Source organism: Bradyrhizobium sp. AZCC 1721, assembly GCF_036924715.1.
Taxonomy (GTDB): Bacteria; Pseudomonadota; Alphaproteobacteria; order Rhizobiales; family Xanthobacteraceae; genus Bradyrhizobium.
This window is the reverse complement of the sequence record NZ_JAZHSB010000001.1, coordinates 5,308,814-5,324,137: the sequence shown is the minus strand read 5'-3', so window position 1 is coordinate 5,324,137 and position 15,324 is coordinate 5,308,814. Positions and strand designations below refer to the sequence as shown.

Annotated in this window: 11 protein-coding genes and 1 pseudogene; 7 read left to right on the top strand and 5 right to left on the bottom strand. The window is 63.7% G+C overall.

Annotation, left to right across the window (positions count from 1 at the left end; translation table 11 throughout):
- Window positions 1-13: 13 nt before the first annotated feature.
- Window positions 14-868 carry a VOC family protein gene (locus V1273_RS25690; RefSeq protein WP_334364038.1) on the bottom strand — a complete coding sequence of 285 codons (855 nt, stop codon included), beginning with the start codon at window positions 866-868 and terminating at the stop codon, window positions 14-16.
- A 73-nt stretch (window positions 869-941) separates the two neighbouring features.
- Here V1273_RS25690 and V1273_RS25685 point away from each other — a divergent pair, with 73 nt between their 5' ends.
- Window positions 942-2,246 carry an NAD(P)/FAD-dependent oxidoreductase gene (locus V1273_RS25685; protein ID WP_334412265.1) on the top strand — a complete coding sequence of 435 codons (1,305 nt, stop codon included), beginning with the start codon at window positions 942-944 and terminating at the stop codon, window positions 2,244-2,246.
- A gap of 39 nt (window positions 2,247-2,285) precedes the next feature.
- Here the strand turns inward: V1273_RS25685 and V1273_RS25680 are convergent.
- Window positions 2,286-2,673 (bottom strand): annotated as a pseudogene (locus V1273_RS25680) (ATP-binding cassette domain-containing protein); the annotation flags it as partial.
- 312 nt (window positions 2,674-2,985) lie between these two features.
- Here V1273_RS25680 and V1273_RS25675 point away from each other — a divergent pair.
- The gene (locus tag V1273_RS25675; RefSeq protein ID WP_057851696.1) at window positions 2,986-3,285 is read left to right on the top strand and encodes an HU family DNA-binding protein; all 300 of its coding nucleotides are present in this window, start codon (window positions 2,986-2,988) and stop codon (window positions 3,283-3,285) included.
- A 212-nt stretch (window positions 3,286-3,497) separates the two neighbouring features.
- On the opposite strand, the gene V1273_RS25670 is transcribed toward V1273_RS25675, so the two are convergent.
- The gene (locus V1273_RS25670; RefSeq protein WP_334411314.1) at window positions 3,498-4,265 is read right to left on the bottom strand and encodes an SDR family oxidoreductase; all 768 of its coding nucleotides are present in this window, start codon (window positions 4,263-4,265) and stop codon (window positions 3,498-3,500) included.
- Between the two features lie 276 nt (window positions 4,266-4,541).
- On the opposite strand from V1273_RS25670, the gene V1273_RS25665 reads away from it, so the two are divergent.
- From V1273_RS25665 to V1273_RS25645, 5 genes are all read left to right on the top strand, one after another.
- Complete coding sequence (locus V1273_RS25665) at window positions 4,542-5,387, top strand: CmcJ/NvfI family oxidoreductase (RefSeq protein ID WP_334411313.1); 846 nt, start codon at window positions 4,542-4,544, stop codon at window positions 5,385-5,387.
- Between the two features lie 78 nt (window positions 5,388-5,465).
- Complete coding sequence (locus V1273_RS25660) at window positions 5,466-6,701, top strand: MFS transporter (protein WP_334411312.1); 1,236 nt, start codon at window positions 5,466-5,468, stop codon at window positions 6,699-6,701.
- 51 nt (window positions 6,702-6,752) lie between these two features.
- The gene (locus tag V1273_RS25655) at window positions 6,753-8,420 is read left to right on the top strand and encodes a hydantoinase B/oxoprolinase family protein (protein WP_334364034.1); all 1,668 of its coding nucleotides are present in this window, start codon (window positions 6,753-6,755) and stop codon (window positions 8,418-8,420) included.
- Window positions 8,417-10,462 carry a hydantoinase/oxoprolinase family protein gene (locus tag V1273_RS25650; protein ID WP_334411311.1) on the top strand — a complete coding sequence of 682 codons (2,046 nt, stop codon included), beginning with the start codon at window positions 8,417-8,419 and terminating at the stop codon, window positions 10,460-10,462. The genes V1273_RS25655 and V1273_RS25650 overlap by 4 nt, the downstream gene beginning before the upstream one ends.
- 163 nt (window positions 10,463-10,625) lie before the next feature.
- Window positions 10,626-11,843, top strand: coding sequence for an ABC transporter substrate-binding protein (locus V1273_RS25645; protein ID WP_334411310.1), 1,218 nt, complete (start codon window positions 10,626-10,628; stop codon window positions 11,841-11,843).
- A gap of 855 nt (window positions 11,844-12,698) precedes the next feature.
- Here the strand turns inward: V1273_RS25645 and V1273_RS25640 are convergent.
- Window positions 12,699-13,913 (bottom strand): mandelate racemase/muconate lactonizing enzyme family protein, encoded by a 1,215-nt coding sequence (locus V1273_RS25640; protein ID WP_334411309.1) that lies wholly within the window; start codon window positions 13,911-13,913, stop codon window positions 12,699-12,701.
- 163 nt (window positions 13,914-14,076) lie between these two features.
- Window positions 14,077-15,312 (bottom strand): amidohydrolase family protein, encoded by a 1,236-nt coding sequence (locus V1273_RS25635; RefSeq protein ID WP_334381179.1) that lies wholly within the window; start codon window positions 15,310-15,312, stop codon window positions 14,077-14,079.
- Window positions 15,313-15,324 lie beyond the last annotated feature (12 nt).

Below are 15,324 nucleotides of genomic sequence, written 5' to 3'. Positions count from 1 at the left end.
CGAGCACTCCGACTTACCCCTTAACGAACACCAGCATCGTGCCGTTGCCCTCTGCCGGCGGCACCACAACGCCATCAGCACTCTTCACGCCGACAGCGCCGAGCGCCTGTTCCGCCGCCGCGAGATCGGCCGCGATCACCAGCCCCGCGCCGCCGCGCTCGGGCAGCCCCGTCAGCGGAACGCCAGGGTAGCGTGTGCCGAGCTGGGTCTTTGTCAGGAATATGAAGTCGGCGCGGTCGCCGCCTGAGGGGACCGCAATGACGCCGTCTGGTTCGACCAGTGCCTCACGATCGATCATGCTCGCAAGTTGCGCGGCGTCATCCGCCGGCTCCGGCGTGACGATCAGCACCTGCTTCAGGCGCTTGGCGCCATTGGCGTGCTTCATCAATTCGGGAATCCAAACCGTCTCGCGCGTCTTGTGCTGGCAGGCAAACATGCGCACGCCGCCCGGCGCTTCCGCCGTCGGCCATTGGAAGATGCGAAACTTGGCCGCGGATACCGTGCCATCCGGCATCGTCACGGGACGTTCGAAATCGGTCGGTCCAATCGGCGGATAGCCGCGCGCGCGAATTTCTTCCGCGCCTTCGGCGGAATCCACCGCCGTGAACGCGATGCGCTCGATGCCTTCGCCGTTCTTTTCCAGATATGTCCGCGCCGGAGCATTATGTTCTGTCGGCGTCAGCACGCCGAGCAATTCCATGTAGTCGGGGTCGAACATGATGGTGTAGTTGCCCGATCCCATATGCGCGCTGTGGGTGCCGCGCGGCGACACGGTGAAGCCGAGCCGCTTGTAGTTTTCGGCGGCTTTGTCGAGATCTTTCACCATGACCACGGCGTGATCGATTCCGATGATGTTTTTGAGTGCCACTCTTTTGTTCCCTGAGGCTCGTTAGCGGTCTAAGCTAATCAGAACGATCAGTTGCCTGCAAGAAAGGATCATGATGAACACGAGCAACGTCCGCTGGCCCGATTCATTGTGGGCGGCCGTGACGCCATCGGGGCCTGATTTGCCGGAACTGATCGGCTCGCGGCAGGCCGATGTGATCGTGATCGGCGGAGGCTTCACCGGACTTTCCACCGCGCTGCATCTGCGCGAAGCGGGCGTCGATGTCGCGATTGTCGAAGCCGCGGAGCCGGGCTGGGGTGCATCGGGCCGCAACAATGGCCAGGTGATCCCGACGCTGTCGCGGCCCGATCCGGAAGATATCATCGCCAGGCACGGTGCGGCCGGCGAACGTTTCGTCGGCATGTTGCGCGACAGCGCTTCTCATCTCTTCGACGTGACAAGGCGCTACAGGATCGACGCCGAGGGGGAACAGGCCGGCTGGGTTCAGCCCGTGCATTCGCCCGGCCGCATCAAGATCGCGGAACGGCGGGTGCGGCAGTGGTTGAAGTTCGGCGCGCCCGTTGAGTTGCTGTCGCGCGAGCAGACACGCGAAATGCTCGGCTCCGATGCATGGTTCGGTGGCTTCTGGAACAAAACCGGCGGCCACATCAATCCGCTGGCGCTGGCCCGTGGCCTCGCGCGCACCGTGCTCGGCCTCGGCGCGCACATTTACGCGCGCTCGCCGGCGGAAAGTTTTGAGCGACGGGGCGACCGCTGGGTCGTCAAAACCGAGAAGGGCGAGATTTCCGGCCGTGCGCTGGTCGTGGCGAGCAATGCCTATAGCGGCGAGTTCTCCAGATCGCTGGTGCCAGAGATTACGCGCGAGGTGATGCCGGTGCTGTCGTGGCAGATGGCGACGCAGCCGTTGTCGGACAACGTCCGAAAGACCATCATCCCGGGGCGACAGGCGATGTCGGACACCCATGGCGAACTCTATTTCGCGCGCTACGACGCGCGAAACCGCCTGGTCACCGGCGGCGCGGTGATTGGCCCCGGCAACAAGGTGGAGCGGATCAAGGCGCGCGTCACCGAACGCCTGCAGCGGCTGTGGCCGCAGATCGGCGAGGTCTCGTTCGATTATGTCTGGAACGGTTATGTCGGCATGACCACGGATTTCCTGCCGCGCATTCACAAGCTCGGGCCCAATGCGTTCGGCTGGACCGGTTGCAACGGCCGCGCCGTGGCGCTGACGATTCCGCTTGGCAACGAGCTCGCAAAGGCCGTCCGCGGCGTGCCGGAGAACGAACTGGCACTTCCGTTCACCAAGCCAGTGCCGATCGTCGCCCACGGCATTTTGCGAAAACTGGCGCCGCTGATGCTGCTGGTCTACCGCCGGCGAGATGCCAGGGAGATGGCGTGATCTTCTCCCTCTCCCCCGCGAAAGGGCGGGAGGGAGCAACTACACCGCCGCCGTCGCGTGCTCCCGCGCAAACTCCCCGCCGGGGATCGAGTCGAGCAGCGCGCGCATACGGATGCTGCGGATTTCCGAACACCTCCGCCGCGTGTCCGTGCTCCACCACCTCACCATCCTTCATCACCGCGACGAGGTCGCAGATTTGCGCCGCCACGCGCAAATCATGCGTAATGAAGACGATCGAAAGCCCGAGCCGCGCCCGCAATTCGGCGAGCAGCGTTAACACCTGCGCCTGCACGGAAACGTCTAGCGCCGACACCGGCTCGTCCGCCACCAGCACGTCCGGCTTCAGCGCCAGCGCCCGCGCAAGTCCGATACGCTGGCGCTGGCCGCCGGAGAATTCGTGCGGATAGCGGTCGCCGGCGGAAGGATCCGCCCGACCAAACAACGTGCTTACTGGCCGATCAATCTGCGCATTTTGTCCTGTCAGAAGGCAAATCAGGGCTCGCCCCGGTAGGGGCAAAGACCCGAGGGCAGGGTCAGATTGTCCGGAAAGGGGGGCCCGGGGTGCGCTGATTCCCCATAAAAATAGGGCTCCGGACGGTTTCCGATGCCAAAAACCCCGGAAAAATTGGACGAATCACTGCAACTCGACTAGCGAGATAGTTGTGCAGAATGTCGGAAACCCTGTTTTTTAGGCGGTTTCCGACATATCGTCGCCTGTGCCAGAATCAATGGAGCAACCATGGCCACCCAAATGTCTAAGTCGCAGCTCATCGAGAAGATCGCGACCACCACCGAAGTTTCGAAGAAAGAGGTCAAGAACGTGATGGACACGCTCGTTGACGTCGGCCACAAGGAGCTGAAGAAGAACGGAGTGTTCCTCGTTCCCGGCTTCGCGAAATTCGTCGTGGTGAAGAAGCCGGCGACCAAGGCTCGGAAGGGCACCAACCCCTTCACGGGCGAGGAAATGATGTTCAAGGCCAAGCCGGCTCGCAAGATCGTCCGGGCCCGTCCGGTCAAGGCCGCCAAGGACGCGGTTTAAGAAAAAGCGAAAAGGCCCCTGGCGACGGGGGCCTTTTTGTTTTGTTTACCTCGCCCCGCTCTTGCGGGGAGAGGTCGCCGCGCTTACGCGGCGGGTGAGGGGCGCGCTCTCCGCGTACTCCGATCTTTCGAATTTGCCGAAACAGCCCCTCACCCCAACCCTCTCCCCGCAAGAGTGGGGCGAGGGAGAAGATGCGGCAGCGCAGCTCGCTCTTACACCACCGGCGACCGCCCGCCATCGACATTGATGGCGGTGCCGGTGATGAACGAGCCCTGATCGGAAGCGAGGAAACAGGCCAAATTGGCGAATTCCTCCGCTGTGCCGATGCGCCCCAAAGGCGTGCCCTTGGCGAGATTCTTGGCAAACACCTCGAAATCCATTTCGGGTGCCTGCGCGGCGTGGCGCTTGACCCATTGATCGCTCATGATCAGGCCGACCAGCATGGCGTTCACCAGGATGTTGTGCTCGCCGCCTTCGCTCGCCATCACCTTGGTCAGCGCCATGCCGGCCGCCCGTGAGACCGAGGTTGGCGCCGAGGAGGCCGCCGGCGCCTTGGCGTAGGTGTTGAGCACGTTGATGATGCGGCCCCATTTGCGCGCCTTCATGCCCGGCCAGACCAGCCGGCTGAAGCGGATCGCAGCGAATAGTTTGAGATCGAGGTCTTCCTGCCAGGCCTCGTCGGAGATGTTCTCGAACGCCATTGTCCGCGCGGTGCCTGCATTGTTGATGAGGATGTCGACCGGGCCGAGGTCGGCGACAATCCTTTCATGCGCATTGCCGATGTCTTCCGCCTTCGAGACGTCGCAGACGTAATCGCGGACCTCCAGTCCGTCCTTCGCAAGCAGCTTTCGCGCCGCCGTCAGGTCGGCTGCGCCGCGCGCGAGGATCGCCACTTTGGCGCCGGAGGCGGCAAATCGCCGCGCGACGGCGAGGCCAATGCCCTTGCTGCCGCCGGTGACGACGGCGACTCTGTCCTTCATCGTGACTTGCATGTGGTTCTGCCTGTGCGTTGAGCTGGAACGGGTCGAGTGAACCACATTGTTGCCGTGCCTCATCGCAGCGTCAACGCGCGCTCTTGCGCGATGACGAACGCGTGAGGGGCGGAATACCATGCGGGTTGGCCGGCACTTTCGAAAAGGATTTTCCCCGTTTGCCGCCACCGGGAACGGCAATGTTGCTATTTTCGAGCGCGCCTTGTGGGGTTCGGCGGCCGCGCCAAGATCAAGCAGAACAACAATGGAGTCCAGGAGACCACCATGGGCCTGCAGCAAGCAAAACTCGAATCGCTTCCCTTCGTCACCGCCGAGCTGAACTATCTCGCGCCGACGCCGGGAAAGCCCCGCACCTACGCTTTCGATCCGCCGCCGGGCGAAGCCAAATCCACCGCGCTGCCCGAACCGCACAACGTTCCGATCTTCGACGCGCGCCTGATCGCGGCAAACCTTTCGCTCGACCGCGAAGGTTTTGCGCTGGTCCGCCATCCCACCATCGTCAGGAATTTCTACGACGATAAGGAAGTGAGGAACGTCTACTATCCCGCCGTGGAAGCCTTCCTGAAGGCGACGCTCAAGGCCGACCGCGTCTTCATCTTCGACCACACCGTACGCAAGCGCGTGGAGGGCGCCGCCGATATCAGGGGGGCTGGCCCACGCCAGCCGGCCACACGCGTCCATGTCGACCAGACCGATAAATCAGGCGCCAACCGCGTGCGCGAACATCTGCCGAATGAGGCCGACGAGCTTCTGAGGGGACGGGTGCAGGTCATCAACGTCTGGCGGCCGATCCGGGGTCCGTTGCGCGATACGCCGCTTGCGATGTGCGACGGCCAGTCGGTGGAGCCGGGCGATCTTGTCGCTTCCGACCTGATCTATCCGAACCGCAGCGGCGAAACCTATTCGGTAAAATACAATCCGAACCATCGCTGGTACTACATTCCGGAAATGCGGACCGACGAGGCGTTGCTGTTGAAGTGCTACGATTCCGCAACCGATGGCCGCACGCGGTTCGGGCCGCATACCGCCTTCATCGATCCGACCACGCCGGCCGATGCGCCGCCACGCGAGAGCATCGAACTGCGAACGCTGGTGTTCCACAGGACCTGATCGCTGCGAGCGGCGGATTCGCGTTCTCAACATATTGGTGCTACCTCGCCCCGAAACGGTTTTGGGGCGAGACGGCTCATGGACGACGGCAAGGCCGACGGTGCGGATGTCAGTTTCCGCGCCCTGATTTTTGCGCTGCTGGCGCTGGCCTGCGGTCACATGCTGTCGACTCTGCTGCGAACCATTCCGGCCATCAGCCTCGACGTGATGGCGGCCGATTTCAAAACGCCCTCGCAGACGCTGGCCAGCCTGACCTCGATCTATCATTTTGCCTTTGCCGCTTCGCAGATTCCGGTCGGCGCAGCGATGGATCGGTTTGGCGTGCGGCCGGTGTCGCTCGGTCTGCTGGCGGGAACCATCGTCGGCGCGCTGGCGTCGGGTCTGGCCACCGGGCCGGAGGGCTTTCTGTTCGGCCAATTTCTGCTCGGGGTCGCCACCTCGGGCATGCTGATGTGCCCGATGACGCTGGCGGCGAAGCAGATGTCGGCGGCACGCTTCGGCCTTTGGTCCGGCATCATTCTCTCGATCGGCAATATCGGCATGCTGCTGTCGTCGAGCCCGCTGGCCTTCGTCGTCGAACATTTTGGCTGGCGCGCGGGGTTTTGGATCTCTGCCGGTTTCGGCGCTGCCGTTGCGCTGGCCGTATTTCTGCTGGTTCCGAAACAGCCGGCCGCGCATGCCGATCCGTCCTCGCCGCTGTCGCAGATGGCCGATGTCCTGCGCATCGGCCTGTCGCGACCACTGCGCGGCCTGATCGCGCTGGCGCTGGTTTCGCTCGCGGCCTCGCTGGTGATGCGGGGCTTGTGGGGCGGCCCGTGGTTGATGGAAGTCAAGGCGCTCGGCCGCATCGAGGCCGGCAACGTGCTTGGCCTGTTCACGCTGGCGCTGATCGTAGGCCCCTTGTTGATGGGCATTCTCGATCGCACCATCGGCCATCGCCGCGAAGTGCTGGCCGCGACGCTTTCCCTTGCGGCGTTGCTGCTAGCCCTGGCAGCGGCCGGCGCGCCCAACTATCCACTGTCCGAGTTGCTCGGCGTAAAGGCCGTGCCGGCGCAGATCGATGGCGCGCTATTTGTCATGATGGGCATCGCGATATCGACGCAGCCGCTGCTCTTCGGCATGACGCGGCAAATGGCGGGCGCGCAGAACGCCGGCAAGGCGCTCTCTGCGATCAACCTCGCATTCTTCCTCGGCGCCGCACTGATGCAATCGACAACCGGCGTAGTGGCAACGATCTTCGGCCTTCCCGCAGTGCTGCTATTCATGGCCGCGGCCTTGATAGTCGGGGTGATTGTGTTTTTGATGTACACGTAGGATGGTAGAGCGAAGGGAAACCCATCGAACGGCAAGTAATAACGGCACCGAATGTCCGCCAAGATCGATCCCATCACGCGTTCCGTCGTCCAGCATCGCCTCAGTTCGATCGTGAAGGAGATGGGCGAGGCGATGCTTCGCACCTCCTATTCGCAGATCCTCAATTCCAGCCGCGATTTCTCGCTGGCGATCTGCGACACCAGCGCACGACTGATCGCGCAGGCTGATCACTTACCTGTGCATGTCGGCGCGCTGCCCTGGGCGACGCTCGCGGTCGAAGAGCGGTTCAAGGATGTGAAGTGGGGCGATGTCATCCTGCTCAACGATCCCTATTATGGCGGCAGCCATCTGCCTGATTTGACCGCCTTCGTGCCGGTGTTCGACGGCGAGCGGCGGCTGCTCTGGACCATCGTGCGCGCACACCAGAGCGACATCGGCGGCGCCACCCACGGCGCTTATAACCCCGCCGCGACCGAGATCTATCAGGAAGGGCTGCGCGTTCCGCCAATCAAGCTCTATGAAGCGGGCAAGCTCCGCGACGATCTGCTTGACCTGCTGGCGCTGAACATTCGCAACCCCAGAGAGTTCCGCGGCGACCTCGCGGCGATGCTCGGCGCGGCGCATCTCGGCGAGCGGCGGTTGTCGCGACTGTTCGCCGAGTTCGGCGCGCCGGTGGTCGAAGCCGCGGTGGAAGCCATCCTCGACGCGACCGAGCAGCAGACCCGCGCGGTGGTCTCGACCTGGAAGGACGGCGTGTTTTACGGCGAGGCGTTTCTCGACGACGACGGCCATGGCCGTACCGATATCCGCATAGCCGCCAAGGTCACCAAGAACGGCAGCGACGTCGAAGTCGATCTCACCGACTCCGATCCGCAATCGACCAGCTTTGTGAACTCCTCGCACGCCAACATGCAGGCCGCGGTGGCGATGGCGTTTGCCTATCTGATCGATGCGGAAATCCCCAAGAACACCGGCGCGCTGCGGCCGCTGAAGGTAATTGCGAAACAGGGCACGGTGGTGTGGGCCGATCCGGGCCGGCCGGTGACGCTGTGCACCAGTCATCCGTCCAATGAAATCGTCGAGGCCATCGTGAAAGCCCTGTCGGCGTCCTGCCCGGAGCGCGCAATGGCGGGCTGGAGCCGGCGCTTTCGCATCGCGATCCAGGGTGAGGACCCGCGCACAGGCAAGAATTTCATCTGGCACCTGTTCCAGGCGCGGCCCGGCGGCGGCGCGTCGTCGGGCGGCGACGGTTGGTCGTCGATCGGCGAATGGCACTCGGTCGGCGGGCTGAAGTTCGGCAGCCTGGAGGTGGCCGAAGTGCGCTTTCCGCTGCATTTCCGTAACCATGAATTCCGCCCCGGCTCCGGCGGCGACGGACAGCATCGTGGCGGCCTCGGCGTGTCGCTCGATCTGGTGCTGGAGACGGAAAAGCCAGCGAAGGGCAATACCGCCGGCGACGGCGCGCGACACGGTCCGTGCGGCATGCTCGGCGGTGAGGACGGCAAGCCGCACCATTATCGTCTACTCTCCGAGGGGCGCGAGCCGCGCGTGCTGCGCACCAAGGAAGTCGGTATCGAGCTGCGCCCCGGCGATTGCCTCGAAATCCGTTCCTCCGGCGGCGGAGGCTGGGGGCCGCCCGCGAAACGATCGGCGGATGCGCGGCGGCGCGACCGCGAGCAGGGCTTCACCGAAGTCCCGACGGAGCGGGCGTCCTCATGATGTTCAGGATAGGCGTTGACGTCGGCGGGACCTACACCGATCTAGTGGCCACGGACGAGACCGGACGAACCGTATTTGCAAAATCGCCATCTACTCCGGCGGATCAGTCGATCGGCGTGATGGCAGGGCTGGAAGAATTGGCGCGACGGCTCAACGTCACGCGCGCGGACATGCTCGCGGCGACCGATCGCCTCGTGCACGGCACGACGGTCGCGACCAATGCGCTGCTGGAGCGCAAAGGCGCCAAAGTCGCGCTGATCACCACCGAAGGCCATCGCGACGTCATCGAAATGCGCGAGGGGCTGAAACCGGATCGCTACGATTTGCGCTCACCGCCGCCGGCGCCGCTGGTGCCGCGTGATTTGCGTTTCGGTGTCAAGGAGCGGCTCAAGGCCGACGGCAGTGTCCTTGTTCCGCTCGACCCAAAGTCGCTCGACGATGCCATTGCCGGCATCAGGCAATCGGGCGCGAGCTCGGTCGCGGTGTGCTTTCTGCATTCCTATCTCAACCCGGTTCACGAACTCGCCGCCGTCGAGCGGCTGAAGCAGGCGCTGCCCGGCATCAGCATCTCGCGCTCCAGCGACGTGCTGCCGCAGATCAAGGAATATGAGCGCGTCTCGACCACGATCGTGAACGCCTACGTCGAGCCGATCGTGCGGCGCTATCTGACCAACCTCGAAGCGCGGCTCGGCGAAGCCGGCTTCAAGGGCAGTCTCTTCGTGGTGCTGTCGCATGGCGGCATGGCGCCGGTCGAGGAAGCTTCGCGCCTTGCCGCGGGCACGGTGCTGTCAGGCCCCGCGGGCGGCATGTCCGGCGGACGGCGCTGTTCCGACTTGGTCGGCATTCCCGATCTGGTGCCGTTCGACATGGGCGGCACCTCCACCGATATCTCGCTGATTTCTGGGGGACAGGTCTCGCTCTCCGCCGACGGCATGCTGGCCGGCCAGCGCATCGCGCTGCGCAGCCTCGATATCGCCAGCATCGCCGCGGGCGGCGGCTCGATCGCGAGCGTCGATGCCAGCCGCACCCTGCGGGTCGGGCCCGAAAGCGCGGGCTCGGTACCTGGCCCGGCCTGTTACGGCAATGGCGGCGAGGCTGCCACCGTCACCGACGCCAATGTCGTGCTCGGCTATCTCGACGCCGCAGCGTTCATGGGCGGCAAGCGCCCGCTCGACCGCGCAGCGTCGGAGGCGGCCGTCGACCGCATCGCTGAAACGATGGCGCTGTCGCGCATCGAGGCCGCCGCCGGCATCTACCGCATGATCAATTTGAACATGGCCGACGGCATCCGCCTGATGACGCTGCGCCGCGGCGTCGATCCGCGAAAATTTGCGCTGTTGAGCTTCGGCGGCGCGGCGGGCCTGCACGCGGCGGAGGTCGCGCGCGAGCTCGAGATCAAGCGCATCATCGTGCCGACGGTGGCGTCCGTGCTGTCGGCCTGGGGCATGCTGACCAGCGATCTCCGGTATGAAGTTAGCCGCACGCATTATGGCGCCGGCGCGCGCATCTCGGCCGACGAAGTGCGCGGGCTGTTTGCCGGACTGGAACAGCAGGCCGCCGGCCGGCTGCGCTCATGGTTCGATGGGCCGATCGCAATCGAGCGCTCCGCCGAAATGCGCTACGGCGAGCAGATCTTTGAGATCGACGTCTCGCTCGACGGTCTTGACTGGAATGCCGCCGATCTCGTCGAGCAGATCGAGGACCGCTTTCACGTCAGGCACGAGGAATTGTACACCTACGCCTCGCGCGGCCAGGAAGTCGTGTTCGTCAACGCGCGCGTGGCAGCGGTCGGTGAAGTCCAGCGGCAGGACGAGGGCGCGCGGGAGAGCGCAGCATCCAGCACCTGTTCGCCACGCAGCCGGCGGCAGGCCTTCTTCGGCGGCTGGCGCGAAGTCCCGGTCTACGCGCTCGATGACCTGCAGCCCGGCCACACTTTGGCCGGACCCGCCATCATCGAGGCCGAGACCACGACCGTTCTGGTCGATACCGGCGACCGCGTCGCGGTGAATACGCTGGGATGGCTGGATATTACGCTCCGGTGAAGCGGAGAGCGTAGGGTGGGCAAAGGCGCGCAAGCGCCGTGCCCACCCTACGCGGCCACGCGGCCAACATTTGATTTCGACAATCTCGTCATGCGCGCTATCATTCCGGCCGCTGGGTTAGGCGTCACAAACTCCCTGTAGTTTGGCGTTCGAGGCCATGTTGATGCAAATAATAACAAAAGCCAGACTGGCGCTGTATTGCGTCGTCGCAATGTTGGCAGTCGCCGCCCTGCAGCCGGCCCGGGCTGCCGGCGTGACCGACACCGAAATCCGCATCGGCAACATCATGCCCTATACCGGCCCGCTTGCCGCGTTCGCTTCGATCGGCAGGGCGGAGGCCGCCTATTTCGACATGATCAACGAGCGCGGCGGCATCAACGGGCGTAAGATCAGGTTCATCTCCCGCGACGACAGCTCAAATCCGAGAACGGCGGTCGAGCATACCCGTGAGCTGGTCGAGCAGGAGCGAGTGCACCTGATGTTCGGATCGTTTGGCACACCGACCAACCTGGCGACGCGAACCTATCTCAACGAGAGAAATATCCCACAGCTCTTCGTCGCCTCCGGCGACGAGGAGTGGGCGCATCCCAAGCGCTTTCCGTGGACGATGGGCTGGCAGCCGACGTTCCGGGCCGAAGGCCGCATCTACGCCAATTATATCCAGGCAGCCTATCCGAGCCGGAAGATCGCCGTGCTCTGGCAGAACGATCAGTTCGGTCGCGATCTGTTCCGGGGATTGCAGGAGGGGCTCGGCATCACCGCCAACATGATCGTTGCTGACATCGCCATCGAGGCTGATATGTCGATCGATACCCAGGTCGACATCCTCAAGAACTCGGGCGCTGACGTCCTCGTGCTCAACTGCGCACCGCCGATCTCGGCGCGTGCCATCCGTAGAGCGGCTGAATTGGGTTGGCATCCGGTGCTAGTGCTGGTCAATGCGGCGGCGTCGATCGCGAACGCGCTGCGGCCGGCGGGGCTGCAGAATTCCGTCGGCGTGATCTCCACCTCGTTCCTGAAGGACGCCAGCGACGCCACCTGGAAAGATGACCCCGCCATCAAGGAATGGCTGGCGTTCATGGATAAGTATTATCCTGATGGCGACAAGGAGGATGGCAATGCCATCTTCGGTTACGCGGCGGCCGAGACGCTAGCGCGCGTACTGATCCAATGTGGCGACGACCTGTCGCGCGAGAACATCATGCGGCAAGCCGCATCCTTGCGGAACTACCAGAGCACGGTCGCATTTCCGGGAATAGCGATCAACACCGGGCCGTCGGACTTCCATCCGATCGAACAGATGCGGCTGGTGCAGTTCGACGGCAATTCCTGGCAGCCGATCGGCGACGTCATCGAGAGCGCGTTTCTGGGCGACAAGTGAATGTAGGAAATTTCACTCTGTCCCCACCCTGAGGGGGCCGCGCAGCGGCCGTCTCGAGGTGCGATGGCTCGGCCGGTGGCCGTGCATCGTTCGAGACACGCATTCCGCGCTCCTCTAGATGACGAGTCTGCTAGAGCATGTACCTATGAAGGCGAAGAAGTCGGCCGTTGGGAGCTAAGCAGAAATTTTCTGCTCGCGTGGTGCATTACCGCCTTCGGCCCCTACACGGCCAATCTCGACCATGCACACGGCCAAGACCCAATTCGTTCGCCAGCCACAACGGAACCGTTGCCTCTTGAGGCCCCTCGCGTATCACCGGCACTACGGGCCCGCCGCACGGATCGACCCGGTCGTCCTCAGGGCGATAACGATATCGTGGAACGATATTGTAATCCCAGTAGGGAGTTGGCCTTACGATGGGTACCCTGATGATGGGCCTTTCCCGTGGTTCACGAACGACTTGGGCCGTCTGCGCATGCGCTGCGGTACCAAACGTGCCCAGGTTATACAGGGCCAGGGCCGTTCCCAAAGCTACGATCGTTATCCTCATGCCTCGACCTCCTCGCCATACAGCCTTAACGCAACTCGGACGAGTTCGCGCCGCTGTTGGGGTATATGGGACATCAAAGACACCTGAACCGCAACGTTCGATTTTATTTATGTAGACCGGCGGCCCATTTGGCTTCGCTAAGCCGCGCCGCGCGGCCTTGGGCGCCTTGCCGCGGCTCAACGCGGCCCATAAGCACTGTCCGTTTTTGCGTCGTTGTCAGCACTATGGCGGACATCGAACGCGCCTGGTCTGCGCGCCGCGATTGAGTACACGTCCTGGTGTGCGCTACTGCAGAATCGCGTCGCCTATTTCTTCTGCCCGTGATTCAACAGCCCGCCCTTGCTCTTCGGCGGATGGGCGCGCAGGCCCTCCTCGTTGGGCTCGGTGCCCCAGCCCGGGCGGTCCGGCATGATGAGATGGCCATCGACGATCTCAGGCACATGCGTGAACAGTTCATGGTCCCACGCCAGGCGATCGATGTCGGTTTCCATGATGCGCAAGTTCGGCACCGCGGCGGAAAAATGCGCGTTCTGCATGGTGCAGAGGTGGCCGTAGAAATTATGCGGGGCGACGTTGACCTCGAAATGCTCGGCGGCTGCTGCGATCTTCATCGATTGCCACACCCCGTTCCATGGCGTGTCGACGATGGCGACATCCATCGCCTGCTCGTTGAAATAGGGCAGGAACTCGCGCAGTCCCAAGAGCGTCTCGCAGGATGACACTGGATGCGGGCTCTGGCGGCGGATGTAGCCCAGCGCCTGCGGGTTGAAGGTGTCGATCTCCACCCAGAACAGATCGATGTCCTTGATAGCGCGCAGTATCTTGAGGTAGCCCTCGGTCTTGGCATTGAAGTTGAGGTCGAGCAGCAGATCGACATCGGGGCCGGCGCCGTCGCGGATTGCCTCCAGATGCATGCAAAGATTGCGCAGCACTTTGCGATCGACGTTGATCTCGGGTTCGAACGGCGAACCAAAGCCCGGCCGCCAGCCTTGCGGCTTGCTGTCGGTGTAGACGAAGATGTTGGTCTTCATCGCCGTAAAGCCTTTTTCGCGTACCTCGCGGCCAATCGATTTCACACCATCGAGATCGGTAATCGCCGGCTTGAACCAGTCGGGATGGTTGATGCGCCAGGTCGCGCAGTGCGACCAGTAGAGGCGGATGCGGTCGCGGATCTTGCCGCCGAGCAGTTCGTAGCAGGGCACGCCGAGCGCCTTGGCCTTGACGTCGAGCAGCGCGTTCTCGAGAGCCCCAAGCGCCAGCGCCACCACGCCGCCCGCGGCCGGCCGCGTCGCGGCGAACAGTTCGGCGTAAATCCGCTCGTGCTGGAACGCGTTCTTGCCGACGACGCGCGCGCCGAGCCGCTCGATCGCCGCCGTCACGCCGGGCGCGCCAAAACCCTCGTCGTACTCGCTCCAGCCGACGATGCCGTCCTCGGTCATGATCTTGACGAAGTGGTAGTTCCGCCATCCGGCGTCGCAGGCGAGCGTTTCGACGCTTCTAACGGTGGTGGCTTTTTTCATGATTTCCTGCCCCCGGCTTGTTGTTGTGGTTGGCTGATAACAACAATGGATCGGCGGGATCGTCAATTGCAGGGCAGCGCATAAGGCACGGCATGGCCTGCATGGTTCGCCCGGCTATACGAAGCATCGTCCGGAGACGCGCCCGAAGGTCCGGCTCAGCAACCTACGGAGCAAATAGCGTCGGCTTTCGCCGCTCGAACACCTGCCGCCCGTTCTTGAAGCCCATCAGCACATCAGGCAATTCCGCAATCGCGTTTGTCCCGCTGTCGGTATCGAGAATGATCAGGTCCGCCGGATTGCCCACCGCGACGCCGTAGTCGCGCAGGTTCATCAGCCGTGCCGGCAGCTCGGTCACGAGATCGAGGCAGGCGTCGAAATCGCTGATCCCGGCATGTGCGACATTGGCGTAGAAATTCGCCATCCGTAGCAGCGAGGCGTCGCCGAACGGCGTGAAGGGATTGAGCACATTGTTGGTCGCCACCGAACAGAGAACGCCATCTTCAACCAACTTGTGCGCCACCGTCAGCCCGCGCGGCGCGTTATGCGTGGCGTCGCGGCCCATCAGATAGAGATCGGTCGCGGGCAGCACGGTGACGGCGACGCCGGATTTCGCCAGCCGCGCCGTTGCCGCCTTCAGCCGGTCCGGCGGCAGCGCCGATAATTTGGTGGCGTGACCGATCGCGACGCGGCCATGGTAATTGCGCCGCTCGGTCTGCCTGCAGACCTCGTCGAGATGCCACCAGGACGGATCGAGATCGAAGTCGAGGTGCAGGTCGATATCGACATCGAATTGCTGCGCGAGGTCGAAGATCTTTTCGAGATGCGTGTTCGGATCGGTGTCCATATAGGGGCAGCCGCCGATCACCTCACCGCCGTCGCGCAGGGCCGCAATGAGCAGTTCCTCGGCGCCGGGATCGTTGGTCAGGCCCTCCTGCGGAAACACGCAGATCGAAAGATCGAGCGCCCAGGCATAATCGCGCTTGAGCGCTTTCACCGCCTCAAAACCGCGCAAGCCGATCCGCGGATCGATTTCGACATGGGTACGCATCCGCGTGGTGCCATGCACGATGGCGCGCTCGATCACGCGCGCGCCGCGGGCATAGACGTCTTCCACCGTGAAATCGCGCTTCATCGCGGCGACCGCGGCGATGGCTTCGCTGACGCTGCGATGATTGTGCGCGCAGCGGCCGAGCAGGCAGGCCTTGTCGAGATGGATGTGGGCGTCGACGAAGCCGGGCAGGGCAAGCTTGCCGCCGACCTCGATCTCGGCTGCTTCGCAGGCAAGCCGGGGTTCGATGGCCACGATACGCCCGCCGGCGATGCCGATATCGACAGGCGTCGCCGAGGTTCGCGTCCTGGCGTTGCGGAAGATCAGGTCAAAGGCGGTTTTGGTGTTCATCAGGCGTCGGGC

Coding starts and splice junctions, on each gene's coding strand:
- V1273_RS25635 (WP_334381179.1), bottom strand. CDS start 15,312: ATGAACACCAAAACCGCCTTTGACCTGATCTTCCGCAACGCCAGGACG.
- V1273_RS25645 (WP_334411310.1), top strand. CDS start 10,626: ATGCAAATAATAACAAAAGCCAGACTGGCGCTGTATTGCGTCGTCGCA.
- V1273_RS25670 (WP_334411314.1), bottom strand. CDS start 4,265: ATGAAGGACAGAGTCGCCGTCGTCACCGGCGGCAGCAAGGGCATTGGC.
- V1273_RS25675 (WP_057851696.1), top strand. CDS start 2,986: ATGGCCACCCAAATGTCTAAGTCGCAGCTCATCGAGAAGATCGCGACC.
- V1273_RS25660 (WP_334411312.1), top strand. CDS start 5,466: ATGGACGACGGCAAGGCCGACGGTGCGGATGTCAGTTTCCGCGCCCTG.
- V1273_RS25655 (WP_334364034.1), top strand. CDS start 6,753: ATGTCCGCCAAGATCGATCCCATCACGCGTTCCGTCGTCCAGCATCGC.
- V1273_RS25685 (WP_334412265.1), top strand. CDS start 942: ATGAACACGAGCAACGTCCGCTGGCCCGATTCATTGTGGGCGGCCGTG.
- V1273_RS25640 (WP_334411309.1), bottom strand. CDS start 13,913: ATGAAAAAAGCCACCACCGTTAGAAGCGTCGAAACGCTCGCCTGCGAC.
- V1273_RS25665 (WP_334411313.1), top strand. CDS start 4,542: ATGGGCCTGCAGCAAGCAAAACTCGAATCGCTTCCCTTCGTCACCGCC.
- V1273_RS25650 (WP_334411311.1), top strand. CDS start 8,417: ATGATGTTCAGGATAGGCGTTGACGTCGGCGGGACCTACACCGATCTA.